This is a genomic window from Phyllobacterium sp. SB3 (assembly GCF_040009165.1).
Classification (GTDB): Bacteria; Pseudomonadota; Alphaproteobacteria; order Rhizobiales; family Rhizobiaceae; genus Phyllobacterium.
The window spans coordinates 139,550-164,468 of record NZ_JBDYKI010000005.1; the positions used below are offsets into that span (position 1 = coordinate 139,550).

24 protein-coding genes and 1 tRNA gene are annotated in these 24,919 nt (G+C 53.6%); 11 read left to right on the forward strand and 14 right to left on the reverse strand.

The features are described 5' to 3' along the window. The first annotated feature begins 248 nt into the window (after positions 1 to 248). Both ABKW30_RS19465 and ABKW30_RS19470 read left to right on the forward strand, forming a co-directional pair. Positions 249 to 704: a phasin gene (locus ABKW30_RS19465; protein ID WP_348600580.1), complete on the forward strand. Its 456-nt coding sequence runs from the start codon at positions 249 to 251 to the stop codon at positions 702 to 704. 249 nt (positions 705 to 953) lie between these two features. Then, positions 954 to 1,030: transfer RNA gene (locus tag ABKW30_RS19470), tRNA-His, on the forward strand. 118 nt (positions 1,031 to 1,148) lie between these two features. Here ABKW30_RS19470 and ABKW30_RS19475 read toward each other — a convergent pair. Together ABKW30_RS19475 and ABKW30_RS19480 are read right to left on the reverse strand one after the other, a co-directional pair. After that, positions 1,149 to 1,709, reverse strand: coding sequence for a GNAT family protein (locus ABKW30_RS19475; RefSeq protein WP_348600581.1), 561 nt, complete (start codon positions 1,707 to 1,709; stop codon positions 1,149 to 1,151). Positions 1,710 to 1,789: 80 nt separating this feature from the next. Then, complete coding sequence (locus ABKW30_RS19480) at positions 1,790 to 2,527, reverse strand: cation transporter (RefSeq protein WP_348600582.1); 738 nt, start codon at positions 2,525 to 2,527, stop codon at positions 1,790 to 1,792. 62 nt (positions 2,528 to 2,589) lie between these two features. On the opposite strand from ABKW30_RS19480, the gene ABKW30_RS19485 reads away from it, so the two are divergent. Beyond that, complete coding sequence (locus ABKW30_RS19485) at positions 2,590 to 3,027, forward strand: helix-turn-helix domain-containing protein (RefSeq protein ID WP_348600583.1); 438 nt, start codon at positions 2,590 to 2,592, stop codon at positions 3,025 to 3,027. A gap of 136 nt (positions 3,028 to 3,163) precedes the next feature. Here the strand turns inward: ABKW30_RS19485 and ABKW30_RS19490 are convergent, their stop codons facing one another. Together ABKW30_RS19490 and ABKW30_RS19495 are read right to left on the reverse strand one after the other, a co-directional pair. Further along, entirely contained in the window at positions 3,164 to 3,907 is a 744-nt protein-coding gene (locus ABKW30_RS19490) for a haloacid dehalogenase type II (RefSeq protein ID WP_348600584.1), read from the reverse strand. Between the two features lie 24 nt (positions 3,908 to 3,931). After that, complete coding sequence (locus tag ABKW30_RS19495) at positions 3,932 to 5,011, reverse strand: AbrB family transcriptional regulator (RefSeq protein WP_348600585.1); 1,080 nt, start codon at positions 5,009 to 5,011, stop codon at positions 3,932 to 3,934. Positions 5,012 to 5,521: 510 nt separating this feature from the next. Here ABKW30_RS19495 and ABKW30_RS19500 point away from each other — a divergent pair. Together ABKW30_RS19500 and ABKW30_RS19505 are read left to right on the forward strand one after the other, a co-directional pair. Beyond that, on the forward strand, positions 5,522 to 6,199 hold the full coding sequence (locus ABKW30_RS19500) for a response regulator transcription factor (RefSeq protein WP_348600586.1): 678 nt from the start codon (positions 5,522 to 5,524) through the stop codon (positions 6,197 to 6,199). After that, complete coding sequence (locus ABKW30_RS19505; protein ID WP_348600587.1) at positions 6,189 to 7,601, forward strand: sensor histidine kinase; 1,413 nt, start codon at positions 6,189 to 6,191, stop codon at positions 7,599 to 7,601. The genes ABKW30_RS19500 and ABKW30_RS19505 overlap by 11 nt, the downstream gene beginning before the upstream one ends. Before the next feature lie 84 nt (positions 7,602 to 7,685). Here ABKW30_RS19505 and ABKW30_RS19510 read toward each other — a convergent pair whose 3' ends face one another. Next, positions 7,686 to 11,408: an autotransporter domain-containing protein gene (locus ABKW30_RS19510; RefSeq protein ID WP_348600588.1), complete on the reverse strand. Its 3,723-nt coding sequence runs from the start codon at positions 11,406 to 11,408 to the stop codon at positions 7,686 to 7,688. Between the two features lie 163 nt (positions 11,409 to 11,571). Here ABKW30_RS19510 and ABKW30_RS19515 point away from each other — a divergent pair, with 163 nt between their 5' ends. Further along, positions 11,572 to 12,666 carry an ABC transporter substrate-binding protein gene (locus ABKW30_RS19515; RefSeq protein WP_348600589.1) on the forward strand — a complete coding sequence of 365 codons (1,095 nt, stop codon included), beginning with the start codon at positions 11,572 to 11,574 and terminating at the stop codon, positions 12,664 to 12,666. A gap of 184 nt (positions 12,667 to 12,850) precedes the next feature. Here the strand turns inward: ABKW30_RS19515 and xseA are convergent, their stop codons facing one another. Next, the gene (xseA, locus tag ABKW30_RS19520) at positions 12,851 to 14,434 is read right to left on the reverse strand and encodes an exodeoxyribonuclease VII large subunit (RefSeq protein ID WP_348600590.1); all 1,584 of its coding nucleotides are present in this window, start codon (positions 14,432 to 14,434) and stop codon (positions 12,851 to 12,853) included. Positions 14,435 to 14,539: 105 nt separating this feature from the next. Here xseA and ABKW30_RS19525 point away from each other — a divergent pair, with 105 nt between their 5' ends. Beyond that, complete coding sequence (locus tag ABKW30_RS19525; protein ID WP_348600591.1) at positions 14,540 to 15,130, forward strand: DUF2585 domain-containing protein; 591 nt, start codon at positions 14,540 to 14,542, stop codon at positions 15,128 to 15,130. Here ABKW30_RS19525 and ABKW30_RS19530 read toward each other — a convergent pair whose 3' ends face one another. Then, entirely contained in the window at positions 15,131 to 16,087 is a 957-nt protein-coding gene (locus tag ABKW30_RS19530; protein WP_348600592.1) for a LysR substrate-binding domain-containing protein, read from the reverse strand. 201 nt (positions 16,088 to 16,288) lie between these two features. Between ABKW30_RS19530 and ABKW30_RS19535 the strand changes: the two genes are divergently transcribed. Next, positions 16,289 to 16,570, forward strand: a complete 282-nt coding sequence (locus ABKW30_RS19535; RefSeq protein WP_348600593.1) for a DUF1127 domain-containing protein — start codon at positions 16,289 to 16,291, stop codon at positions 16,568 to 16,570. A gap of 126 nt (positions 16,571 to 16,696) precedes the next feature. On the opposite strand, the gene ABKW30_RS19540 is transcribed toward ABKW30_RS19535, so the two are convergent. The 6 genes from ABKW30_RS19540 to ABKW30_RS19565 all read right to left on the reverse strand — a co-directional run bounded on the left by ABKW30_RS19540 (position 16,697) and on the right by ABKW30_RS19565 (position 22,195). Further along, entirely contained in the window at positions 16,697 to 17,665 is a 969-nt protein-coding gene (locus ABKW30_RS19540) for a DUF937 domain-containing protein (RefSeq protein WP_348600594.1), read from the reverse strand. A 78-nt stretch (positions 17,666 to 17,743) separates the two neighbouring features. Next, complete coding sequence (locus ABKW30_RS19545) at positions 17,744 to 18,682, reverse strand: phosphoribosylaminoimidazolesuccinocarboxamide synthase (RefSeq protein WP_348600595.1); 939 nt, start codon at positions 18,680 to 18,682, stop codon at positions 17,744 to 17,746. A gap of 86 nt (positions 18,683 to 18,768) precedes the next feature. Beyond that, positions 18,769 to 19,512, reverse strand: a complete 744-nt coding sequence (locus ABKW30_RS19550; RefSeq protein WP_348600596.1) for an SDR family oxidoreductase — start codon at positions 19,510 to 19,512, stop codon at positions 18,769 to 18,771. 18 nt (positions 19,513 to 19,530) lie between these two features. Then, positions 19,531 to 20,904, reverse strand: coding sequence for a glutamate--cysteine ligase (locus ABKW30_RS19555; RefSeq protein ID WP_348600597.1), 1,374 nt, complete (start codon positions 20,902 to 20,904; stop codon positions 19,531 to 19,533). Positions 20,905 to 21,008: 104 nt separating this feature from the next. Then, entirely contained in the window at positions 21,009 to 21,743 is a 735-nt protein-coding gene (locus ABKW30_RS19560) for a 16S rRNA (uracil(1498)-N(3))-methyltransferase (RefSeq protein ID WP_348600823.1), read from the reverse strand. Positions 21,744 to 21,757: 14 nt separating this feature from the next. Beyond that, positions 21,758 to 22,195: an Lrp/AsnC family transcriptional regulator gene (locus tag ABKW30_RS19565; protein WP_348600598.1), complete on the reverse strand. Its 438-nt coding sequence runs from the start codon at positions 22,193 to 22,195 to the stop codon at positions 21,758 to 21,760. Positions 22,196 to 22,324: 129 nt separating this feature from the next. On the opposite strand from ABKW30_RS19565, the gene ABKW30_RS19570 reads away from it, so the two are divergent. Beyond that, positions 22,325 to 23,224: a DMT family transporter gene (locus ABKW30_RS19570; protein ID WP_348600599.1), complete on the forward strand. Its 900-nt coding sequence runs from the start codon at positions 22,325 to 22,327 to the stop codon at positions 23,222 to 23,224. Here the strand turns inward: ABKW30_RS19570 and ABKW30_RS19575 are convergent. After that, positions 23,214 to 23,834, reverse strand: coding sequence for a hypothetical protein (locus tag ABKW30_RS19575; RefSeq protein WP_348600600.1), 621 nt, complete (start codon positions 23,832 to 23,834; stop codon positions 23,214 to 23,216). The two genes, ABKW30_RS19570 and ABKW30_RS19575, sit on opposite strands and share 11 nt — an antisense overlap. Before the next feature lie 67 nt (positions 23,835 to 23,901). Here ABKW30_RS19575 and ABKW30_RS19580 point away from each other — a divergent pair, with 67 nt between their 5' ends. Both ABKW30_RS19580 and ABKW30_RS19585 read left to right on the forward strand, forming a co-directional pair. Continuing rightward, complete coding sequence (locus tag ABKW30_RS19580; RefSeq protein ID WP_348600824.1) at positions 23,902 to 24,600, forward strand: type 1 glutamine amidotransferase; 699 nt, start codon at positions 23,902 to 23,904, stop codon at positions 24,598 to 24,600. Positions 24,601 to 24,776: 176 nt separating this feature from the next. Continuing rightward, entirely contained in the window at positions 24,777 to 24,917 is a 141-nt protein-coding gene (locus tag ABKW30_RS19585; RefSeq protein WP_008125545.1) for a hypothetical protein, read from the forward strand. Positions 24,918 to 24,919 lie beyond the last annotated feature (2 nt).

Below are 24,919 nucleotides of genomic sequence, written 5' to 3' on the forward strand. Positions count from 1 at the left end.
TTAATACTTTATTAATAATGGGCCTAAAGGCGCGCGTCCACAGTCAGTACCCTGTCTGGCAGCTCTTTCTATTGGTTTAGTTAACTTCAGCTGCCACTTTGTAATGGTCCCCATAATAATTTTCGAGCAAAATCAATGAGAAATGGTGCGTTGCAAGAAAAATGTTGCAATGCACAATAAATGCATCTATATACGGTCCATCAAACAACTTGCAGAGACAAACATCTGCACCAAGGAAGGGCCTTATTATGAGCAAGACTGCTAAACAGACTGCCGACGCATTTGCAATTCCTGCTTTCGATGCAACCGCTGTAACCGATCAGGTTCGCGAATTCACTGAAAAGGGCGTTGCCCAGTCCAAGGAAGCTTATGCCAAGATCAAGGATCAGGCTGAAGCTGCACAGAAGACACTTGAAACAACTTTCGAAACTGCACAGTCCAACAGCACTGCAATTTCGTTGAAGGCGCTGGCTGCCCTGCGCACCAACACAGAAGCTGGCTTTGCACACATCGAAGCTCTGTTCGGCGTAAAGTCGTTCGGCGAAGTTATCGAATTGCAGACTGCATTCGTTCGCAAGCAGGCTGAAGCAATCTCCGGCCAGGCCAAAGAGCTTCAGGCTGTTGCTTCCAAGGCAGTTGAAGAAATCTCCGCACCGGTCAAGTCCGCTGTAGAGAAGGCAATCAAGGACGTTAAAGTAGCCTAATAAGGCACTTACGTTAGATATTCTCCAGCGGCATTCCTCCTCCCAGCCGCCGGAGACGCGAGAACCGGCACCTCCTCCCGCCTCGTTCTCGCAATAATGGAAAAGGCCGGGTCCTCCCCCCGGCCTTTTTTCTTTTTCATAACAGGCTGCCGCGTTTTTTTGGGAATGTCGCTGCCTTTTGTTGCATCAGGTGCTTGCAAAAAGCGTCAATCCTCCGTATGTGACGCAAGTCAAAAATCTTGACGGTGTGCGGTCGTAGCTCAGTTGGTTAGAGCGCAGGATTGTGGCTCCTGAGGTCGGTGGTTCGAATCCACCCGTCCGTACCATTCACCACTTCCCAATATTGCTAAGCAACAATACCTCGCCCGATGATCGGGGCTGGTTGGGCGTTGCACATTTTTTGTGCCGCATAACGATCCCACGGCGCCCGCTTTCGAGAGCGCTTTAGTCCTCGCGATCCTGCCAATCACTGTGCAGCAATGCCGTTACATGTTCGATCGTTTGTCTTCCGTCAGCCATGCAGCGGCTGATAACTTCACCCACGTGCCGATACCCTAATTTACTCTGCATCGCCCGGGAGTTTTCGTTGCCGTCGAAGTAGCCATTGACCAATCTTGTCAGGCCTAACTCGGTAAAAGCGAACCGGATCTTTGCCTCAAATGCTTCGCGTCCATAGCCGCGCCCCTGATACTGGCTGACTATCCAAATGCCACCCCCACCTGTCCCTGCCTCCCAATCGATCTTATTGAGACTGACCCCACCGATTACTGTTCGCTCAGGCTTGAGTTCAATTGCAAATTCGTATGCACCCGGCCGACCGCCAGCATTTGAAATCTCCTGACATCTCCTGATCCAATTTTCGGCGTGTGACGTCAAATAGGGGTGAGGGACGAAAGCCAGCCACCTTGCGAGCTTGAGATCGTTCAAGCCTTGCGTAAGTTGTTCGATGTCGTCCTCACTCCAAGGTCGCAGAGTAAGGCGCGAAGTCTCGATTTTGATGCCCACGACGTTGCCGCCTCCTTCTCCCGAAATCATCGATAGACAGTTTTTAGCTGGATGATCTCGATTCACAAAGGCCCGGCCTGTTACCCCGCAACAATAGGATTGCGGGGTGTTCCTTCATTATATTCGCCCCACGCCTGTCTGAGAATCTGCACGGCAGATGTCAGGAAAATACCTGCCATAAGGGCTGCCACCGCCAAGTCGGGCCAAGCGGTTGACGTACCCCACACGCCGAATGCAGCGGCCATCACCACGACATTGCCGATGGCATCGTTGCGGGAGCAAAGCCAGACAGACCGGACATTCGCATCGCCGTCCTTGTAGGGCCTCAACAAGAGAACGGAACCCAGATTCGCTGCCAATGCCAAAAAGCCAATCGCACCCATTACCTCAGCACTTGGCAGGCCAAGGACAAACACTTGATAGAGGGTTGAGCCAAAGACCCAAAACGCCATGGCAAATAGCGAGAGACCCTTAAACAGCGCAGCCGTGGCACGGGTGCGCAAGCTTGCTCCAATAACGGCAAGGCTTAATCCGTATGTGACTGTATCGGCAAGAAAATCCAGAGCGTCAGCTTGCAACGCCTGCGAGCCTGCCAGCTGTCCCGCAATCATTTCTGTCAGAAACATTGCCCCATTGATACCGATTACCGTCCAGAGAACACGCTTGTAACGGGGGTCAACCCCGTCGAAAACAGGCACTCCACCGGAGCAGCAAGCATCCTTGATCTCTCCCGCGTTGCCAGCTTCGCCTTTTGGCAAAACCAGTGGGGGCGGCGCACAAGCGGTGTCAGTGTCGTGTTTGCAGCAGACTTCGGCCATAGGTGCTCCTTTTATTGAAGCAGCTTAATCCCTATAGTGTCTAGAGGTTCAAGGGGCTTTTCATGGATTTTTCGATAGGCGAACTGGCGCGGCGTACCGGGGTAAAGGTGCCCACAATCAGATATTATGAACAGATCGGTCTGCTGCTGCCGCCACCGCGTACGGAAGGGCAACAAAGACGCTACGACAAAAAGGGCATGGCGCGACTGGCCTTTATCAGGCACGCACGGGAACTCGGTTTCGATATCGAAGCCATTCGTGCCTTGCTTTCGTTGCAGGACAATCCAAATCAGTCATGCAGTGTTGCCGATCAAATAGCATCAGCGCGGTTGGATGAAGTAGAGGCACGAATTGCAAGGCTCAGCTCTTTGCGTACCGAATTGCAGAGAATGCTTGCAGAATGTGCATGCGGTCGGGTGGCGGAATGCCGTGTTATCGAGACCCTGGCCGACAATAGCCACCAGCACGGTCAATTGGATGAGAAGCATGCTGGCTCGTAAGTAGCCAATGCGCTTGTGGTGCGCGGCATCGCTTGCCTTGATGGCAGCACTCTATGCAGCTTTCATAGGTTGGCGGGCGCCCGGAACGCGATCATGATTCCGAGGCCCATCGTGCCCCCATAACTGCTCAGCTATTTTACTGGGGTATCGGTGTTTTCAGCTTTGTCGCGAGATCATCGATACTATCGGCAATGATGTCCCAATCCTGCGTTGGGTGGAGATCGGTTTTCTGGTCCGCGCCATGCTCATTTGCCCGTAAGATGAAAGCGGTACGCAATCCACATTGGCGGGCCGCAGCAAGATCATTGTTATGAGCCGCCACAAGGCATATTTCCTCCGGCCGCAACGCCAGAATATCTGCGGTTCTGAGATAAGCTTCGGGCATTGGCTTGTATATCCCTGCCACTTCCGCCCCGAGAATTGCATCCCAGGGCAGGCGGGAACGCTTTGCCATATCGATCATCAATCTAATATTTCCATTGGAAAGCGGCGCAACGATGAAGCGCTTTTTCAAACGTTGAATGCCCTGAACAGAATCCGGCCAAGGGTCGAGCCTGTGCCACGCCAGATTAAGCTCATCGAGTTCTGATCGCGGGATTGAGGTTGCATCAATGCCAAGCTCTATGAGCACCTTGTCGAGATTTTCGCGATGCAGAACATCCAGCCGCACAAAGGCGCGGCGACCGCTGTTTACCTCTTCCATTGCCGGGGCATAGTGGTTGCGCCAGCAATCGGCGAAATCGTCGGGATCAATGTCCTGACGATCATGGCGTGCCAAAAATGCCGCGGCATCCCGCGAAACGCCGCTGCGCCAGTCAACAACCGTCCCGAATACGTCGAAGACGATTGCCTTGACATCCTTGAATTGCTCAACGCTCATTCGTTTCCTCCGGGACGCGATTTTTCAAAGCTCGTTCCTGCCGCTCAATCCCGTGCGCTTTGCTATGAAACGGGCAATGGCCGGGCCTGTTATCAGCACGATGAGAAATCGCGCCGTTTGCATCGCCATGACAAAGGGCAAGTCCACATCGCTGGAGGCCGCGATAATCGCAATGGAATCAGCTCCGCCCGGACTTGTGGCGAGATAAGCCGTCAGCGGATCGATATCTGCAAAGTAGACCAGCAAAGCTGCAATGCCACCGCATATGGTTATAAGCGTCAGGATTGATGCAACGACACGGGGCAGGGCGCGCGCGGCGTGTACGAGGATCGGCCGGTTAAAGCGCGAACCGATGTTCCAGCCGATCAGCGCGTAGCTTGCCGCCAGCAACCACGGAGGGAGGACGATTGTCATAAGTCCGGTATTGTGCAGGATAATTCCGAGGATCATCGGCACCAGCATGGGGCCTGCCGGTACCCGCAACCTTACCGCGAGCCAGCTGCCCCCAATTATGAGAAGTAATGTTTGCCCGAAGCCGATCCAGTCCAAGGGTGGAAACCAGATAAATTCGGGTGCCATGGCAGTCGGTCCCGTCACCCAGATGCGCGAAACCAGCGAAGCGACCACGGCGACGAAAACAACCCGAAGATATTGCATGAAGGCGACAAGGCGTATGTCAGCGCCATAGGCTTCGGCCATCAGGGTCATCGCGGCAGCGGCGCCCGGTGAAGAACCCCAGACTGCGGTTGTGCCGGGTAGCACCTGCCAGCGCGCCAGCAACCATCCAAGCGTATTGCTGGCAAAGATCACAGACGCGATCACCGTGAGGAAAATCGGCCAGTCATGCACCATTTCGGTCAGCGTGGAAGGCTCGATACTGTGGGCAATGAGACAACCAATGACACCCTGCGAAACAACAAAAGGGCGTACCGGAACACGAATCGCACCATCGGCGGCTGCAACGGCAATCGCCGCGGCCATTGGCCCAAGCAGCAGCGCTGCGGGAAGCCGCATTGCCTGAAACACGACAAAGAAGAGCAATGATAGCGCGAGAAGGATCAGCCATTGCAACCCCGGAGAGCGGCTGCCCAAATTAATTCGCATTGTCTGTCAGTCCCGCAGCATGTTTAAAGCAGCAGAATAAGCCACTGACAGCCGCCGTCCACCCCTGAAGCGCTTTTGCATTAGACTAAATGAGACTTTAGTAATGGCTGAAGCAATGTTATATTGAGGCTTGGAGTGGGGCGAACTTTCGTCCGCCCCTTTCCTCATTTCGTAAAGTGAACCCGGATCACCAGCTGCCAGCCGGTCCGGGTTCTTTTTACGATGAGGGTAACGCTAAGTGGTTTTGGCCACATAAGCTTACCTCCAAGTTTGAGCGCAAGGCTGATGCCGCAGTCGAGGAAGCCAATTTCCTCGATGCACCGGCTGGCTCAATGCTTTCTGCTTCTGCCCTCAAAACTGAATGAACCTTGTCAATCCGCTTAATCGGCAGGGTTCGCAACGAATGCAGGGTTGTATTTGTTGGCGCACTTCAGTTGAGCAGTTGCGTCCAGCGTCGCTGCGGTAATCATACCGTTTGCGAGCTTTCCGGTTTCGTGGCAATGAAACGCCATGCGTATATTGCTGGTAGAAGACACGCACGATGTGGGAGAAGCGATCGCCAAGCGTTTCGAGGCGACCGGCCATGCCGTCGATTGGGAGACGAATGGGCGCAGCGCTGCGGAAATCATCGACTTCACCGAATATGCGCTGATTATCCTTGATGTCATGCTGCCGGGCATGGACGGCTTCGAAATTCTCAGATCCATCCGCAAGTCGGGCAATTCGGTTCCGGTACTCATTCTCACCGCAAGGTCGGAAATCGACGACCGCGTGAGTGCGCTGGATCTCGGTGCCGATGATTATCTCGTCAAGCCATTCGACTTTCGCGAGCTTGAAGCCCGCGCCCGTGTCTTGATGCGGCGCCATAGTGGCGGCGAAGCGACCAATCTCATCAAATGTGGTGATATCGCCGTGGATCGTGCCACGCGTTCCGTTCATGTCGGCAAGCGCGAGATACAGCTGAAACGCCGCGAGTTGACTCTGCTTGAAGTTCTGGTTGCAAGGCCGGGCCGGGTTTTCAGCAAGGACGAACTTCTCGACCAGCTATTCGGATTCGAAGAAGCGGCAAATGCCAATGCCATCGAGCTTTATGTCGGACGCCTGCGTAAGAAGCTTGAGGGTGCGCAGGCGCACATCGTTACGGTCCGTGGTCTGGGCTATCAGCTGGTATCCGGCGATGCATCCTGAGTTGCCGATAAATCCGCCCTCGCTATTTGCCCGCCTCGCGCGGCGCATTTCGCTGGTCCTCGGCATTGGCGTGGCTTTGCTGGTCAGTGCCGCCTGGTATTATGCCGATACCGCCGCCGACAAAGCCTATGACCGTCTGCTGGTCGGCGCAGCGTTGCAAATGGCTGAGAGCCTCGCTGTCGAAGATGGTAAGCTCAGCGTCCGCCTGCCTGCATCCGCATTCGAGTTGCTTGGTCTGGCAGACAGAGACCGCATTTTCTACCGCGTTATCGATACGAACGGTCAGACCGTGACAGGATATGACGACCTGCAAAGCCCGAGCGCGTCGGACAACAACAGCGATGCAATGCGTGTCGAAGAGGGCACCTATAAGGGCGAGGCTGTTCGCATCACCCGCGCCACAAGAGTTCTTGCGGATCCGGCTGTCACGGGCCGGGCATATGTCATCGTTGCGCAGACCAATGAGGCCAGATCAGCCTTGACGCGCGAACTCACCTTGCGCGCCACTATCCTGGTCATTGTCATGAGCCTGCTGGCGTTTGTGGGTGCCATGCTCGCTATCCGTTATGCACTGCAACCCGTCGAGCATCTTGGTAGAGCGGTTCGCCGTCGCGACCCTCATGATCTTACGCCGGTCTCGGTCAATGTCCCGCGTGAACTTGATCCATTCGTCGGATCAATCAACTACTTCATGGGTCGGCTCGGCGAGCGTGTTGACCTGCTGCAACGGTTCATCGCCGATGCTGCCCATCAGATTCGCACTCCGCTTACAGCTCTTACGGCGCAAATTGATCTACTCGGCGCTGGAAAACTGAGCAAGGCAGATCGCCAGCATTTTGCCCGCGTGAAGGAACGTACCGGAGAACTTTCACGCTTGACCAATCAGCTGCTCAGTCATGCCATGGTCATCCACCGTGCGGATTCAGTGCAGCTTGAGCCGATCAGCCTAGTTGATGTCGCACGCCGTGCATGGCGTGCCGCGGTTCCGGTCACCGTTGATCCCGATATCGTCGTATCTTTTGAAACGCCTGAGAATCGCCCGATGGTTCTGGGCGATGCCGTCAGTCTGCGAGAGGCCATCGTGAATGTTATCGACAATGCCCTGCGCCACGGCGCGGAGCATCGTCTGGAGGTAAGGGTCAGCGCGATCGACACTCAGGCTTTTGTCGAGGTGGAAGATGATGGACCGGGCATTCCGCCCGAAGATTGGGAAAAGGCGATGCAGCGTTTTTCCACATCGAAATCCCATGAAGGCAGTTCCGGTCTTGGCTTTGCCATTGCACAGGAAGTTGCCAAGGCCCATGGCGGAAGTCTGAGTTTCCGCCCGCGCAATGAGCGAGGCTTTGTTGTAGTTCTTACCTTGCCGCTTTATCAAAAAGAACCATCTGCCGCAGTCCGGTAGTTTGCTGCCACCGCAAAAAAGACAGGCCCCGAAGGGCCTGCAAGGTTCCGCAGGGGAACAGTTCTGCGGGGGAAGCTGATCCCGTCAAAACCTGACGTTGAGATCGGCCTTGATGGCGTTGTCATGTGACTGGCTGGAGAACTGCCCGGTATAGCTGAGGCCGATGGTTGTGGCCCTGCCGATGCCGATATCAAAGCCCGCCTCGATGATGGCCGCATCTTTTGCAATGCCGGCACCCTCAACCGTAAAGCCTGCGCCGCCGTTCAGGGCAAGGCTTGCCTCAGGTGTCACATCGCCAAAGCCATGGGTCCAGCCAAGCATGCCGCGTGCCGTCAGTGTGGTGCTTTCATTCAAGGTGAACTGGTGCGCGGCACGAAGGCCAAGCGTCGTGATGGTCAGGTCGGTGCTTGAACCTTCCCCGCTCAAATTACTGACAGCGCCATCTTCATTGAAGCTGTTCGTCTTGACGTGCACATGCCGTGCTGCGGCAAAGGGTTCGAGCGTGGCATAGGGGGTTACGATCTCATAGCCGAGTTCGCCGAACACCTGCACCGTCTGTGCATCATAGGAAGCCTCATGTTCGTTGTTGAGACTACCGAAGCGTGCTGTTCTTTTCGTGTCGATCTCATGCTGACCGAGATTGACGCCAAGGCGCAGGCCGAGTGCATCGATCTTCGTGCCGCCATAGACGCCGACCTGATAGCTGTCGACCGATGCCTTGCCATATCCTGTCTGCAGCGAGGTGCTGCCATAACCGGCAAGCAGGCCAAAGCGCCAATCATCGGCAACAATGCCGTCAAAGCCAGTGACAAGGCCGCCGGTATTGCGGCTGTAGCCGGAAGCATTGCCATCCCCGTCCGCATGCGCCCATGAGCCATAGGCTTCACCCCAGAATGCCGTGGTGGCAGGGGCAGGCTCAACGGCAGCAAAGGCTTCACTGTGCTTTGCCTTGCTCTCCGGACCATAGGCCAGTGGCGTGGTCACTGCCTGCTCTTTGCCTGCAACACCGCCAAAGGCATTGCGCACTCGCGACGTTGCCGCATCAGCGATGAAGTGGCTATCGGCCGCCAGAACACCGGAAAGCGTCGCATGGACTTCACCGGAGAGGGTATCGAAGTCGAGGGGATTGTCGCTGCTTGAGAACAGCACGCTGTTATAAAGCGCATTGCCTTGCTCCAAGCTCTCTACTGCTCCGGATACAGCTCTTTGATTATGGGTGTTGACGCCAACCGTCCAGGCCACATCCTTCCTGTCAAAGCCAAGCACGACCTTATTTGTGTCGCTATAGTCGAGTTCAGTCCAGACATAGTTGAAATTGCCGGCCGGATTAACCGTGTCGAACGTACCCTCGACCTTGGTTCCTGCGGTTACAATGTCATAGCGTTTGCTGAAGAAGCTCTTGATCTCGCCATCACTCAGCAGAGCCGTTTTGCCCTCAAGCCGTACATTGACAGCACCGCCGAGCAGGTTTGCCGTCCCTGCAACGGCAAGCTGATCGGCAAGGCTTTGATCGGCCTTGATCTCCACTTCGAAGCTACTGCCCTTCTCGAAGGTAGTGTCTTTGCTCACATTGAGCGTGCCTACTGAATTGCCCGGCGAGACAACACCGCCGCTTTTGGCAATAAGGCTATCAAGCGTACCACTTCCTGAAACAACACCCGCATCGCCAACACTGGTCGCGCCGCTATTGCCATTGACTGCAGCCCATCCGCCAATAACCGATGTATCGCCGGTTGACCCGCCAACGGCAACGTTCAAACGTCCACCCTTGTTGACGGTCGTTGCCGCAGCAATCCCCTCAACCGTAAACAACGCAGTGTCATTGACGAACGATGCAGAGGTAATCGAGCCTTCCTTGCCGATGACCAGCTCCCCGCCATCGACAATTGTATCACCCGAATAAGTGCTGTCGCCGGTCAATGTCAGTTGGCCAGTACCAAGCTTGGTCAGTCCGGATTCGTAAGATGAAGGATCGGCAAGTTTGGCAGTGAGATAGTTTGTTCTCAGCTCTGCACCATTGTATCCAGCTAACAAAATTTCCTTTGTTACAAGAATATCTGCTGCGACGACGATATCTGCTGCTTTCAAAAAGTTCGCGAGATCAGTGGCAACACTATCGGCGACAAATTTATATGTTGGTTGCGCTCCATAGCCCTCAAGGTATTGTCCATAGGTGCTTCGGGCTACCATGCGCGACCACACCGTAGTCGCAAGTGGATTACTCTTCACTGCGTCCAGCGCGGAAGCAAACTTCTGCTTTCTGATTGCTGCTTCCAGAGAGGTAAGAAGACTGCGTACTTGCGGAACAAGGATGTCCACTTCTATCTGAGCGTCTGCAGCCGAGTATCCATTCTCCCAGCCATTGGCTTTCTTTTTTTCCTGCCAATCAGCGACTTCTTTGAGCTCTTCCACCTTACGAGCAATTAGTGCCTTATCCGAAATATCGTTGGACCAGGTATCCTTGCCAATCACCTCGTCAGAAATAATGTCGTCTTTCGAAAGATTTACTACAAACCGATCCATAAACTGCGCTGAGCCATTCATGGCAGCTTTAAGGTCCAGCTGTCCCCAGCCAAAGGCTGTATCGGGTGTGCCTTTCGCACTTGAACCAATGTGCTCAGCGGTTGTCAGAAGGACGTCACGGACCTGCTTATTGTTGAGATAGGGATAGCGTTCGATCAACACCGCCAATGCTCCCGCAACCATCGGCGCTGCCATGGATGTACCCGTTAACTTATCGTAGCCCGGTGAATCGCTGCCGCTGCTCTGTTCATAAACGGCGCTATAGATCGACGTACCGGGAGCAGAAAGGCAGTAATATTTTGCCATGCCGCAGATGCTCGAACTGGCGGAAAGCTGAGCTGCTGAACTAAAGGCCGACAGGTTGGCGACTGTGACCCAATGACTCTCAATGTCCGGGTGGAAATAAGGCAACGCACCGAGCGCATCCGGTTCCGACCCGTATTTGTTGCCCGCTGATTTTACGTACAGAATGCCTGCGCGCGCCACACTCGCGGCAGCGCCCATAGTGCCATCGTTTGGTGCGGAGTTGAATTGCGTGATAACATCCACTTTCGTGGCCTTTGGGCCTGTGGCAGTTCCCATATTGCCGAGAAATCCAATTCCCCAGCTATTGTTTATGATACGAGCACCGCTTCCGATCAACGCGTTGAAACCGGCAGTGTAAGCATTCGCATCATTGCCAGCTACTACACCATCTTCAGGGCCAGCGTCGCTGTTGTGAGCCGCGATCAGTTTGGCATCGAAAGCAACACCGTGCATACCGGATCCATTTCGATTGGCCGCAACGATGCCTCCCACATGCGTTCCATGCCTATCAGGGCTAACCAAGCCAACGCCGTGCAGCGGGTCATTGCCGTTGAAGGAAAACGCGTCGCCTGCCTTGTAATAATCATTATAGGTATAGGCATAATTGCCTTCGGTATGTAATCCGGTAAGCTTGCCATCGCCAGCAAACTCCGGATGCTTTCCATAAACGCCGGTGTCATAAATTCCAACGCTAACATTTTTGCCTGTAAAGCCCATCGCATAGGCGTATTCCGCTTTCGCATCGCCAAGCCCCGTACTCGCGATGAATTCAAGATCAGTGCGCCATGTTGTTGCAGCCGCTTCCAGATCATCGGTCTTGCTGCCGTCAGCATTAAAATACTTGCCGTCTGCCAGTGCCGCGGCACCCGTAGCAACAAGAATCAACGCAATACACGCGGAGCTCTTCAATAACTTGCGAAAAACAGTGAGGCGGTTGTAGCGTGCGGAAACAGCCGCAGCTTCGGCATAAAAAGGCATAATAAAATTCCCCGACTTATAAAAAAATTCTTACAATATTCGGGTATTAAGAATGAAACTCTTTGCTCGCGTCAAGTGCCTAATTCCAGGGCTATTATTTTGCTGCACTTTTGAACATCAATGTTGCATGTGGCATATCTGCGAAGCCGGTTTAGGAAGTAAAATGATCAAGCGTCTGATGATTTCAATGGCTGGGATGTTGGCGGGTTCGCTCGCCTTTGCTGCGGATAACACAACGAGATTTCCGGCACCCCAGGCAGAATCTGGCAGGCTGACCATTTATTCCACAACCGACCTGGCCGCTATGAAGCCGTTGATTGAGGACTTTCAAACCATCTGGCCAGATGTATCGATCGATTATATCGAATATCTGACCAACGAATTGAATGCTCTTGCAGCGGAAGCCTGTCGCGAACAGAAGCCGCTGGGTGATCTGCTGCTTTCCTCGTCAGTGGATCAGCTTGTCAAGCTGGCCAATGATGGTTGTGCCACTGCGCATACCTCGCCGGAAACCGCGCGTGTTGCCGATTGGGCCAATTGGCGCGATGAGGTTTTCGGCTTCACCTATGAGCCAGCGGTCTTCGTTTATAATAGTGTCAAGGTTCCGCCGAAGGATGTGCCGCGAACTCATGTCGAGCTTGCCGATCTCTTGCGTGAGCAACTCGATACTTATCGCGGGCGTGTGGGAACTTACGATATCCGCCTGTCCGGAATTGGCTATCTGCTGGCGTTCAATGATGCGCGCCAGACCACCGCTGTGTTTGGGCGTCTTCTTGAAGGCATGGCACGTGCCTCGGCAATTGCCCGCTGCTGCACGGGTGAGATTTTGGAGGAGGTGGCCAAGGGCAATCTCTATATTGGTTACAATATGCTCGGCTCTTACGCCTATGAAGCAGCACGACGCTATCCGCAACTGCGCGTTGTTGTTCCGCGTGACTACACCCTCGTGTTGAGCCGGGGCGCACTCATTCCAAAGGGTGCAAGACGCGTCGATCTGGCCGCAAGATTTCTGGATTATCTGCTTTCGGAGCAGGGCCGTGCCGTAGCGAAAACCAATGCGTTTTATTTTACGGAAACCGGCAGTTTGCCGCCCGATGTGGATGGACCGCAGAATTTGAAAGAGTCCGGTATTGCCCAACCGATCCGCATCGGACCAGCACTTTTGGCAGTGCAGGACAGGGCACAACGCCAGCGTTTTATTGATGACTGGTCACAATCCCTGATTGAATTAAATGGGCCAGGCTGGACCCGGGAATGAACCTGCAAAATATTCTGACTAGCGGTAGTGAACTTGAGGCTTTTTAGGAGGCAATCGAACTGCCCATCGATCAGAAGCAACTGCCTTTGAAACAATAATCACAGAAATTGCGAGCAAAACGGTCGAATTTTGCAGCAGAATTGTAATCCTAGCGGGTAAAATGGTTGTGGTTACGCGAGTTCGGCTAAAATAGTGAGCCTTGGGAGCCGCCGGTGACTGGTGGTTTTTTGACGGGAGCAGGTTTCTCGATTTTGGGCTGTTGCGGCAAAGCGTCTCCGTCTTTTGCCATAGCTTGGACTTTGCCATCCTGAAATTGCAGCGTCAGATCATCGCCTTTTGTAATGGCTGCCGCCCGTTTGATTGGCGTGCCGGATGCGTCAAAAACAATAGCGAAACCACGCTCCAGAATGCTTGTGTGGGAAAGCGTTTTCATCAGCCTTTCCAGTTCACCACTGCGGCGTTTGGCGCGATCAAGCATCAGAGAAACTGCCTGAATTTGGCGGCGGTCGAGCTGTTGGAGATGCTGCCTGCCGCGCTCTGCGAGACGTGCGGTCTGCTCAATGGAAAGGCGCCCCGCACGTCTGTGGAAGAGTGCCCGCCGGTCACGAACATAAACCTGCAAGCCACGTGGCAGCCGGTTAGCCAACACGCTGATTTCACGACGCTTTTCACGAAAGCGCTGTTCGAGAAGTCGGGGCGACAACTGCCGTGCGGCACCGTCGAATTCGCCGCGTTTCTTTTGCGTATTTGCTTGCAGTGCACGGCCAAGACGAGCTGCCGTCTCATCGAAATGCCGTCTTGGCAACGCCAGTAATTGGTCTGCCGAGGGCAGGGCCCGCGCGAGCGCCCGTTGTGCCTGACGTCGACGATCAAGATAGCGCGACATGCCCGATGAAAGCCTTGCGCCCAGGGTTGCCAGATGCGCCAACAGGTCCGCTTTTACCGGCACAGCCATTTCTGCAGCGCCGGTTGGTGTGGGTGCACGAACATCCGCAGCCAGATCGATCAGCGTCCAGTCTGTCTCATGACCAACGGCTGAAATGACAGGGATGTGCGAGGCCGCGACTGCCCGCACGACGACCTCATCATTGAAACCCCACAGGTCTTCGAGACTGCCGCCACCGCGCGCAACGATCAAAACATCAGGCTGCGGGAACAAGCCATTATTTGCCAAGTTATTGAAACCATTGACTGCATTGGCAACTTCATTGCCGGAGGTTTCGCCCTGCACACGCACCGGCCACACAAGAACATGCAATGGAAACCGGTCAGTGATCCGGTGAATGATATCGCGAATGACTGCTCCAGTTGGCGATGTCACCACGCCGATAATCCGCGGCATATAGGGAAGAAGCTGCTTGGCTGAACTGTCGAAAAGCCCCTCCGCACCAAGCTTGCGTTTACGTTCTTCGAGTAGGGCCATTAGTGCGCCTGCACCGGCCGGTTCCATTTGTTCGATGACAATCTGATATTTCGACGAACCCGGATACGTGGTCAGTTTGCCCGTAGCGATGACTTCCATGCCTTCTTCGGGCTGGAAGCGGATGCGGCTCATCGAGCCTCGCCAGATCACTGCTTCAATGCGGGCTTTGTCATCTTTGAGAGAAAAATAAGCGTGGCCGGAAGAGTGCGGCCCCCGATAGCCGGAAATCTCGCCACGAACCCGAACATGTCCGAAAGTATCTTCAACGGTGCGTTTCAGCGCCCCGGAAATTTCCGACACGGTATATTCGGCAACATTGGATGCGGTTTCGAGCTTTTCAGTCATGTTCCATTCCTATCGGGATGACTGTGGAAATCAACCTTCCATAATCTCCGATTGCATTCTTATCAGCAGACGAATAACGCCTATAGGGGAAAGAGGGAACACAATATGCCTGCCGCTGCGGATATACAGAAAAAACGCCTGACTTTACGCCATTATTTGCTGTTGGGCGCTTTGATGATCGCAGTCGCCGCAGCGATTCTCCTGTTCATGGGGCGCAACCCCATATGCACCTGCGGTACTGTAAAACTTTGGGTGGGTGATACGAATTCCTCCGATAATTCACAGCACATCGCCGATTGGTACACGCTTTCACACATCATCCACGGCTTCCTGTTTTACGGCATCCTCTGGCTCGCAGCACGTAAAAGACCAATCGGCCAGCGCCTCCTTGGCGCTATTTTCGTAGAGGCGGCCTGGGAGATATTCGAGAATACCGAAATGGTTATCAACCGCTATCGTGAGGCAACCATAGCGCTGGGATATGTTGGTGATAGCGTTCTGAACTCAGTCAGCGATATTCTTTTTATGGTGCTGGGCTTCTTCTTCGCCGCCCGTGCCCCAATCTGGCTGACGATTGCTCTGGCTATCGCGTTCGAGCTGCTGGCAGGGTGGGTTATTCGCGATAACCTCACCCTTAATATTGTCATGCTGCTCTATCCGCTGGATGCCATCAAAGTCTGGCAGGGCGGGTTGTAATTACCAACCGGGCACGAGTTCCGTTGAACGGACCTGTCTCAAACGCTGGTTGATTGGTACGGGAACTGATGCCTGAGTCATGCTAACGGGGGTTGGCATGGACAGGTTGTCGAGGCTTTCAATAATGTGCTGTACGAGCGCATCAACGATTGCCGAAGGCTTGGTGTGGCCGCGCATGATGCCGATACCGAACTCGGGCAGGCGGCCGAAACCATCAGCCTCAGTCAGAACCCGCATGCCCGGTCGCAAGGCGCATTCCGGCAGGATCGATACGGCAAGCCCCGCCAAAACTGCGGCTGCAAGAACCGTAGCGGACCAGCTGGTAAACAGAATGCGGTAGTCGTGATGCATTGAATCCAGCACATCGACAGCCGCTGCGCGCCATATGCATGTGGGGCGTCCAACCGCCAGCGGCAGTACGACTTCTTCATGAACATTATGGTTTGCAGAAGTCACCCATAGTAGCTGTTCACTACGCACAACTTCCGAACGACGCTGTTCGTCACATTGTGTGACGAGTGCAATATCCAGTTGGCCTTTCCGGATCATTTCGTCGAGATTGACCGTGGGCTCGCAGACAACGGATAATTCGACACGTGGATTGGAGCGTGAAAAACGCGCCATGATCTCGGGCAGGAATCGGTCGGCGTAATCATCTGGTGTGCCGATACGAATATGCCCTTGCAGCTGTGCATCGTCAAACGCTGCAATGGTCTCGTTATTAAGCTGTAACATACGCCGTGCATAAGCGAGGAGGCGTTCACCGTCTTCGGTCAGCCGGTTTGTCCGGCCATCGCGTTCGAAAAGCGCCTTCGAAACCCGCTCTTCCAGACGTCGCATCTGCATTGATACAGCTGACTGCGTCTTGTTGACCTTGTCTGCTGCTTTCGTGAAGCTGCCCAAGTCGGCAATAGCGGTGAATGTTTGCAGTTGATCGAGATCAAGCGGTGCGCTCATGGCGGGTTCCCAAGGTTGATGACTCATCATTATTATTGAACGTTTACATTAAAAACATTCGTTTGAATAATCAATCATTATGTATCATTCTAAGGATGTTCAGGAAACGCGGGTGCTTTCGAGGCATTTAGCGTGATGCGCGAAAAATGGTTTTCGCGCGATTTAACTTCTGATCGCTGCCGTTCAAAAGGAGTACGGGCGATGACAACAACAACGAGAATGACTGAAGTAACCGGTTTCACCGGCACGATCGCATCGCTTGCGTCGCTGGCTGCCCGCTTTGTCAACCGAATGATTGTTGCCCGCCGGAACCGCAAAACGATTTTGAGCCTTGGCGAATGGAATGATGAAATGCTGCATGACATCGGTGTCACGCGTGCGGATCTTCATTCGGCCATTGGCACGTCACTACTGGACGATCCAAGCGAACGGCTTGGAGCACTTGCAGATGTACGCTCACGCGTTCGCGCTGCTACCCGGTAGTTCGATGATTTGACTGTTTAGCAGGCGCCCATTCACGCCGGAATCCCCTCCCGGCGCTCCGCCTGCCTCCTGCCCGGCCCAGTTTGCATATGCAATCTGGCCGGGCTTTTTCTTTTTTGGTTCGAGCTACCCGTGACGATCCATGCCGCGCTTATATTGATCAAAGATGGATTCGATACCCTTCTGATACTGTTCGCTTGTCTTTTGGCCAGTATCGAACATCTGGCCAAGAATATCCTTGAGGGGATTATCGGAGGGAGGGGGAGTGGCAGCTTCCGGCTCTGCTTCTTGTTCCGGTTGCGGGGCAGAGCGCTTTTGCGCAGCGCCACCAAGCATTTCCTCAAAGATTTTGCCAAAAGGATTATCGCCGAAAGGATTTTGCCCCGCATCTTTCGGTGTTTGGGTTCGTCCCGGAGTTTGAGACGCAGCGCCGCCGGGAAATCCGCCCTTCATTATCTCTTCGAAAATCTGTCCGAGCGGGTTATTGCCGGTAGAGCCACCTTGTCCCTGAGGTTGCTGCCCCCCGCCCAGCATTCCTTCAAGAATTTGACCCCAGGGATTGCTGCCGGGAGCAGTTTGCTGGTTACCGGTGGTTTGTCCACCGCCACCTTGCCGCATCATTTGTTCAATGAGATCGCCGATGACATTGCCTCCGCCAAGGCCTGACGCGGCAAATTGGCCCGTAGATTTCTTGTAAAGCCCACCCATCATCATCGATGCAATAACGGGAAGCATCTCTTTCAGAGTTGCAGATGCAAGTCCGGTCGTAGCGGCTGCATGATCGGCAACAGCTCGTGACAAGTCCTTTGAGCCAAAGAGGTGTCCAAGGATATTATTGCCGTCGGTGATACCGGATGGATTGAATGCTGCGGAGGGATTATCGAAATAGTTTGTATGCTGGCCAGACGAGAGCGCCTGCACGAAAGCCCCCATGCCCATAGGGTCTGCGGTGTTACGTTGCAGTCCCTGCGAGAATGCAGGCATCAGCGCTTCTATCGCAGCAAGCGTCTGTTGTTGGGAAAGATTGAACTGACGGGACAGGGCTTCAATGTTCTGGCCGCCCTGACCCTTTAGAAACATATCTACGAGATTCATAACGCCGTTCCTCCCTCACGCTGATTGTTAAAGGAAGACTACCGCCGTAGTAATGTGAACATCAACTGATTTGTACGCCTAGAAGAATCGCTTGAGATTTTCTCTTATTCGCTGCAGCGGATCGAGCGCCGCATCACCGGCTTCGAACTTACGATCAGTGATTTTCTCGTAGGCCTGAATGTAAACGTTGGTCGTTGCGTCGATCACATCTGCCGGGATTGTCGGAATGTCATCCTTGTAAGGATCGCAACGCTCGACAACCCAATTGCGGACGAAATCCTTGTCGAAGCTGACGGGCCGCTTGCCCGCTTCATAGCTGTCCGCAAACCAGTAACGACTGGAGTCAGGAGTGTGAATCTCATCTGCCAGAACAATGTTTCCCGCTTCATCGGTGCCAAACTCATATTTCGTGTCGGCAAGGATCAAGCCACGGCTGGCTGCAATTTCCTGCCCCCGGGCGAAGAGCTTCAAAGCATAGGATGAGATTGTTTCCCATTGCTCTTTGGTAAGTAGTTTCTGCTCGATGATATCTTCAGCAGTTAAAGGCTCATCATGCCCACCGTCAAATGCCTTGGACGTTGGAGTGATGATCGGCTCCGGCAGCTTTTCATTGTCAAGCATGCCATCCGGCAGGGCGAAGCCGTACATCTGGCGTTTGCCAGCCTTGTAGAGCGTCAGGATCGATGTACCTGTCGTTCCAGCAAGATAGCCGCGTACAATAATTTCAACAGGCAGGATCGTAAGCTTGCGGCAAAGCAAGACATTCGGGTCGGGGTATTCGATGACGTGGTTTGGGCAGATGTCTTGTGTCTGTTCGAACTGGAAACGTGCTGTCTGCGTTAATACCTGTCCCTTGAGTGGTATCGAGGCCAGAATGCGGTCAAATGCGCTAATGCGATCTGTGGCTATAATGATGCGCGTGCCGTCGGCAAGATCGTAATTTTCGCGGACCTTGCCTTTGTAATAATTCGGAAGCTCGGGAATATATGCTTCGGACAGCGCTTTGTGTTTTGCCATGGCTCGAAAATCCGCGTGAAATGAGATGGCCCCCGCATAACACATATAGCGCGCAACGGGAGTCCTAATTATCGGGATATGAACGTTTAGCGCCCGCCAGTCACATCAAGCAATGCGCCAGTCACATAGGACGAGGCATCGCTCAGGAGCCAGACAATTGATTCTCCAACTTCATCCGCCGTTCCCGCTCTGCCAAGCGGAGCGGTAACGCCTAGTCTCTGGGCCCTATCGGGTTGCCCGCCGCTTGCATGAATGTCAGTTTCGATCAGCCCGGGCCGCACGGCATTCACACGGATGCCTTCCGGTCCGGTCTCCTTTGCAAGCCCGAGGGTGAGGCTGTCCATTGCGCCTTTCGATCCGGCATAATCCACATACTCAAATGGGCCACCGATACGTGCTGCCGCCGACGACAGGAGCACGATGGAGCCGCCATTGCCGCCACGGGAGCGAGCAAGATAACGCACTGCTTCTCGGGCACAAAGATAAGCTCCAAGAACATTCACATCTAAGACGCGGCGTATGCGGTCACTGTCCATATCCATTAGCTTGGATGCGGGAGCGACAATACCTGCGTTGACGACAACACCGTCGAGCTTGCCGAGTTCTTTTGTCTGCTCGAACATCGAAATCACGTCGGCTTCGATGGCGACATCACCCTGAATGGCCTTGGCCTTACCACCTGACGCAATGACTGCCTTCACAACTTCGTCAGCAGCAGCCTTGTTGCCTATATAATTGACCCCGACCGACCAGCCTTTTTGACCAGCAAGGATTGCAGCAGAGCGACCTATTCCGCGGCTCGCACCCGTAATCAAAATAGTCTTGGTCATCGGAAATCCTTCGCGTTGTTAGTAGGCATACTCCAGGAAAGCCGGTTCAACGGAGCTTCCCCAAGCGGTGTTATATTGAGAAAGCATCTGTTCGGCGGATGTAGTTCCGCGTGCGACTACCTCTTCCAGCGATGAGAGATAGTGGGTTTCGTCAAAACCTTCGCTGTTGAGCATTGCGCGATTCTTCAGGCCAAGCTTCGAAATTGCCAACACATCGCGCGAAATTTCGTGAACAGAACGATTGTGCAGTTTGGCTTGCAAACCTTTCCCCGGAACCTCATCACGCAGTGCCTGAACCTCTTCATAGTTCCAGTCGCGGGTCAGTGCTTCGGCAGCATTAAGCGCCTCTGCATCATAAAGCAAACCAACCCAGAATGCCGGCAAAGCGCAGATACGCCGCCAAGGACCGCCATCAGCGCCGCGCATTTCAAGGAATCGCTTCAGACGCACTTCCGGAAAAAGCGTTGAAAGATGATTGGCCCAATCACCCATATTTGGGGTGCTTTCAGGAATGGAATCCTTCAGCGCGCCATTCATGAATTGGCGGAACGTGACGTGAGTGCAATCATGGTAACGCCCGTGGCGCATGACAAAATACATCGGGACATCCAGTGCCCACTCGACGTAATCGGCAAAACCAAAATTCTGGTTGAAAATAAAAGGCAGGACGCCAGAGCGATTATTATCAGTGTCACGCCAGATTTCCGAACGCCAAGAAAGCAGGCCATTCGGTTTGCCTTCCGTGAAAGGCGACATGGCGAATAGAGCAGTGGCGATAGATTGCAGCTTTACGGAAACCTGCATCTTGCGGCGCATATCGGTCTCGGAGGAAAAATCCAGATTCACCTGAATGGTGCAGGTGCGGTACATCATGTTCAAACCATCCTTGCCGACCTTCGGCATGTAGTTGGACATGATATTGTATCGGGACTTCGGCATGCGCGGCGTTTCGGCAAGTGTCCATTTCGGGCTGCCACCCAAACCTAGAAAACGAATGCCCAGTGGTTCGGCAATTTCGCGCACTTGAGCCAGATGCGCGTTGGACTCGCGGCAAGTCTGGTGGATGGAAAGCAGTGGTGCGCCGGAGAGTTCGAACTGTCCGCCCGGTTCAAGCGAAATCGCACCTTGGCCGGTCGGCTCGACAAGTCCGATTATATTGCCTTCGTCGACGATGGGTTCCCAACCGAGCTTGGATTGCATACCTTCCAGAATGGCACGAATGCCACGCGGTCCATCATAGGGCACCGGGCTGTTATGCTCAGTATAGAACGGGAATTTTTCGTGTTCCGTCCCGATACGCCAAGCTGATTCCGGCTTTGATCCTTGCGCGAGATATCCGGCCAGTTCTTCGGTGCTGGTGATCAATGTTTCGTCTGTGGTGTCCCGCGCCATGGCTGGTGCTTTCCGTTATTGAATATTGTTGGGCGTGATTGGCCATTTTTTGAATAAGAGCGCAAGCAAATTTCGCTGATGGATCGATCAACAGAAATTGCGTCTCACCAATCTCCGATTGTCGCCTGAATCAGGGCGAGAGCGGCAACGGCTGCTGTGTCCGCCCGTAAGATGCGTTGGCCAAGGGGAATTGCTGTCACAAAAGGCAAACTGCGCAGTTTCTGCCGCTCCTGATCCGAGAAGCCGCCTTCGGGTCCGATAAGCACACCCAAGGGCGTTTTAGGGAGAGATTGCAGCAAGGACAAAGGGTTATGCGTGTCATGCCCCTCATCGCAAAAAATCAATCTGCGTGCCGGGTCCCAATCGTCTAACAGCTTTTCCAATTTTAAAGGTTCACGCGTCGTCGGAATGGCCAAAACACCGCATTGTTCAGCGGCTTCAATTGCATTTGATTCGATCCGCTCAATTCCGATGCGCGCCACTTGCGTGTGCTGGGTTATCACCGGCTGCAAAATGCCAGCGCCCATCTCAACAGCTTTCTGCACAAGATAGTCGAGCCGCCCTTGCTTCAATGGTGCAAAACAATAGATCAAATCAGGTGTGACAGGCTGCTTGCGTGTCAATTCAATGGGCTCGAGATACAGCTTTTTCTTGCTCTCAAATCGTAGTGCGGCACGCCACTCGCCGTCTCGCCCGTTAAAAACGAGAATCTCGTCGCCATCCTTCATCCGCAGCACATTAGCCAGATAGTTCACAGCCTCCGGACCGGTATCCGCTCGGCTTCCCTGCTTCAGGTCATCTGTGACGTAAAGCCGTTGCATCTTATAATTGGCGCGCATCATAGGCTCCAGTGTCAGGCGAGGGGTGGCAGGCGGCGTTTTACCGGAGAAGATTTGACAATTGCAGTGTTTGTTTCAGCTTTTTCGGCCAAGCGGTCAAGGATGCTATCCAACTGCTGCATCGTGCGAAACTGTAGTTTGCCGATAAAACAGTCGTCACCCGTAACCTTGTCGCACTCCGTAATCTCCGGCGTTTCCTGAATGAGTTTTTCGACAATGTGAAGCATGCCAGGGAGAGGTCGCACCCGCACAATTGCAGTCAAGCTGTACCCCAAGGCTTGCGGATCGACGTCTACAGTGAAGGAGCGGATAACTTTTTTCTCCTCAAGCCGCCGCAGACGTTCAGATACGCTCGGCGATGACAGGCCGACCCTCTGGCTGAGTTCCTTTAATGATATCCTCGCATCATCGACAAGAATTTCTATGATGGTTCGGTCAAGTTCATCCAACATGGTTTCTCCCTAAGGCGATACGCCAGAATCACCTGTGTTAAAAAGGTAAAATACAACTAATACCCTTTCAAAACTATATCAAATCCACGAGGCGGCGCATAGTCTATCGCCAAATCACGGAGATCTGAAATGCAGAAAGATATTGTCAGGGGCAGTTTTGAGATGACAGCTGCCATGGTTATTTCAGGTACTATAGGCTGGTTTGTTCTCATGTCGGGCCAGCCGGTTTTCTCCGTGGTACTCTGGCGTTGCGTCATAGGCGCGGTGACATTGCTGGCTATTTGCGGCGCTTTGGGCTTACTTCGTCCGAACGTCATCTCATTGAAAATTCTGGGTTTGGCAACAATAGGTGGTATCGCAATCGTATTGAACTGGGTGCTGCTGTTCGCATCCTATTCGCGTGCATCCATCGCCATCGCTACTACTGTTTATAATGTCCAGCCCTTCATGCTCGTTGCCTTGGGCGCTTTGATTTTCAAGGAAAAGATTACCTTCACAAAGCTGGCATGGCTGGCACTGGCATTTGCCGGCATGCTGTTGATCGTGCAGGCCAAGCCGGGCGGTGCCTATAACGGTTCTGGTTACATGACTGGTATCGCCTTGGCACTTGGCGCGGCCTTTCTTTATGCCATTGCTGCTATTGTGGCCAAAAGATTGAAAGGAACGCCGCCCCACCTCATCGCGCTCATTCAGGTGAGCGTTGGTATTATTATGCTCGCGCCGCTGGCGGATTTTACCAATCTGCCGCAAAGCACCGGGCAATGGATGAGTATAATAACCATCGGGATCATACATACCGGACTGATGTACATTCTGCTTTACAGCGCGATACAGAGGCTTCCGACGCACATCACTGGTTCGCTTTCATTTATTTACCCCATCGCTGCCATTCTGGTCGATTATTTTGCTTTTGACCACGCGTTGCAGCCCAGTCAGTTGATTGGCTCGGCAATCATCCTCATAGCAGCAGCGGGGACAAGTCTTGGCTGGAGTTTCCGGCGGACAATAGCAGTGGATGCTAAAGTTTGAAGGCATCACTGTGTAGTGGTTCGAAGCCTGCTTGTAGTGCTCGCACCGTTGACGGCGGTGTGAGCACGGTAGCCCCGGACGTATCGATTATAGCTGGAGAGTAGCCTTTCCACGACCACAGAAAGGTTTCGCCCTTTTTGACAAGATAAGCGTTTGCCCCGCAAGCCAGCATGGTTCCGTCTGGCAGATTCTGGATGCTAGTTTCGAGCGGGTGATGTTTCTTGTTGCACTGTCGGTCAAGTCTTTCACCATGAAGTATCGCATCCATCGCTGGGGCAGGTGGCAACCCGGTTCCATTTCCTTCAGCCCAAGCCGCCTGAAATTCCTTGGCTCGCTGTCGTTGACAGTAGAAGCAGGGCCGATGCCCTGCACTAAGGGCGGTAGCTTCATCAAGAAAGAACAATTCCGTCCAGCTTCGACGTGCCATCACATCGCGCCGGACATCCTTGAACTGACAAACGCAGATGATCCACGCACGGGATGACCACCGCTTTTTAAGAAGAGTTTTTGTCGCCGGATCATGAATAATGCCCCTATTGCCCATCATCAAGCCGCGCTGGCTAATGGCGATTATGTCGCCAAAGGGTGTGACACGATTTTGCAGGGGCATCTTACGGCTTCCGGTTGTTGATTCTCCATGCTATCCGGGAACCAGAACAATGCACATAAGAGGCGTCATGCGGGTTCTTGTCGTTCAGAATTATCAGGATACCGGCCTTGGACAAGTAGGAACCGCATTGAATGAAGCGGGTGCATCAATTGATTTGCGCCAAGCCTATCTTGGCGAGGCTCTGCCCGAAACCCATTCTGATTACGATGCGATCGTTGTGCTTGGCGGCGATCAGAATGCATTGGCTGATGATGCTTATCCCTACCTTCCGCAGCTGGTAGCTCTGATCAAGGAGTTCGGTGATGCGGACAAGGCCGTTCTTGGTATTTGTCTCGGCAGCCAGCTGGTAGCCAGGGGTTATGGCGCCGAGAATATCCTTGGCAGACCGGCTGAGTTCGGTTGGAAAGATGTAATACGCACGGCGCAAGCTGCCTCCGATCCCGTGCTTTCGGCTGTCGCGACGCAGTTTCCGATTTTTCATTGGCACAGCGATACTTTTACCTTGCCAAGCCAAGCTATACATCTGGCCTCAAGCGAGATGACGCCCAATCAGGCATTCCGGATTGGACGCGCTGTATATGGCATCCAGTTTCATTTTGAGGCGGATACGGATTTGGTCGATGAGTGGAAAGATGTTTTTCACGACCAGATAGTCGAAAATTACCCTGACTGGCTTGCGAACTACGCTAATAACGTCGCCAAAGATGGTGCCATCGCAGATGCGGCGGGGCTCGCTCTGGCGCGGGCTTGGGTAGCGTTAATTTAAAGGGTGATACCCGACTTTAGTTGCAGCTCTGCAACAGGTGGATGCTGAATTGGTCTTACTACACTCAAATATGTGGAACGTGTCTTTGATTCACTAGTTGGTAACGAGTGTGGCCTGTAGTGGGCAGCTCACAACTGGCAGCAAGCCAGATCAAGTCTAGTAACGGAAACGCTGAGATGACCACCAAGAGTGCCGCCCTTTTGACCGCTTTCATGCTGTCAGCAATCCTGTTTATGGGCGTTGGGCTGTTTTCTGTTGATGCAGGTGCGCACAAAGTGTCGAGCGATGGCTACGGCGTCAGCACTTCATTCCGCTAATC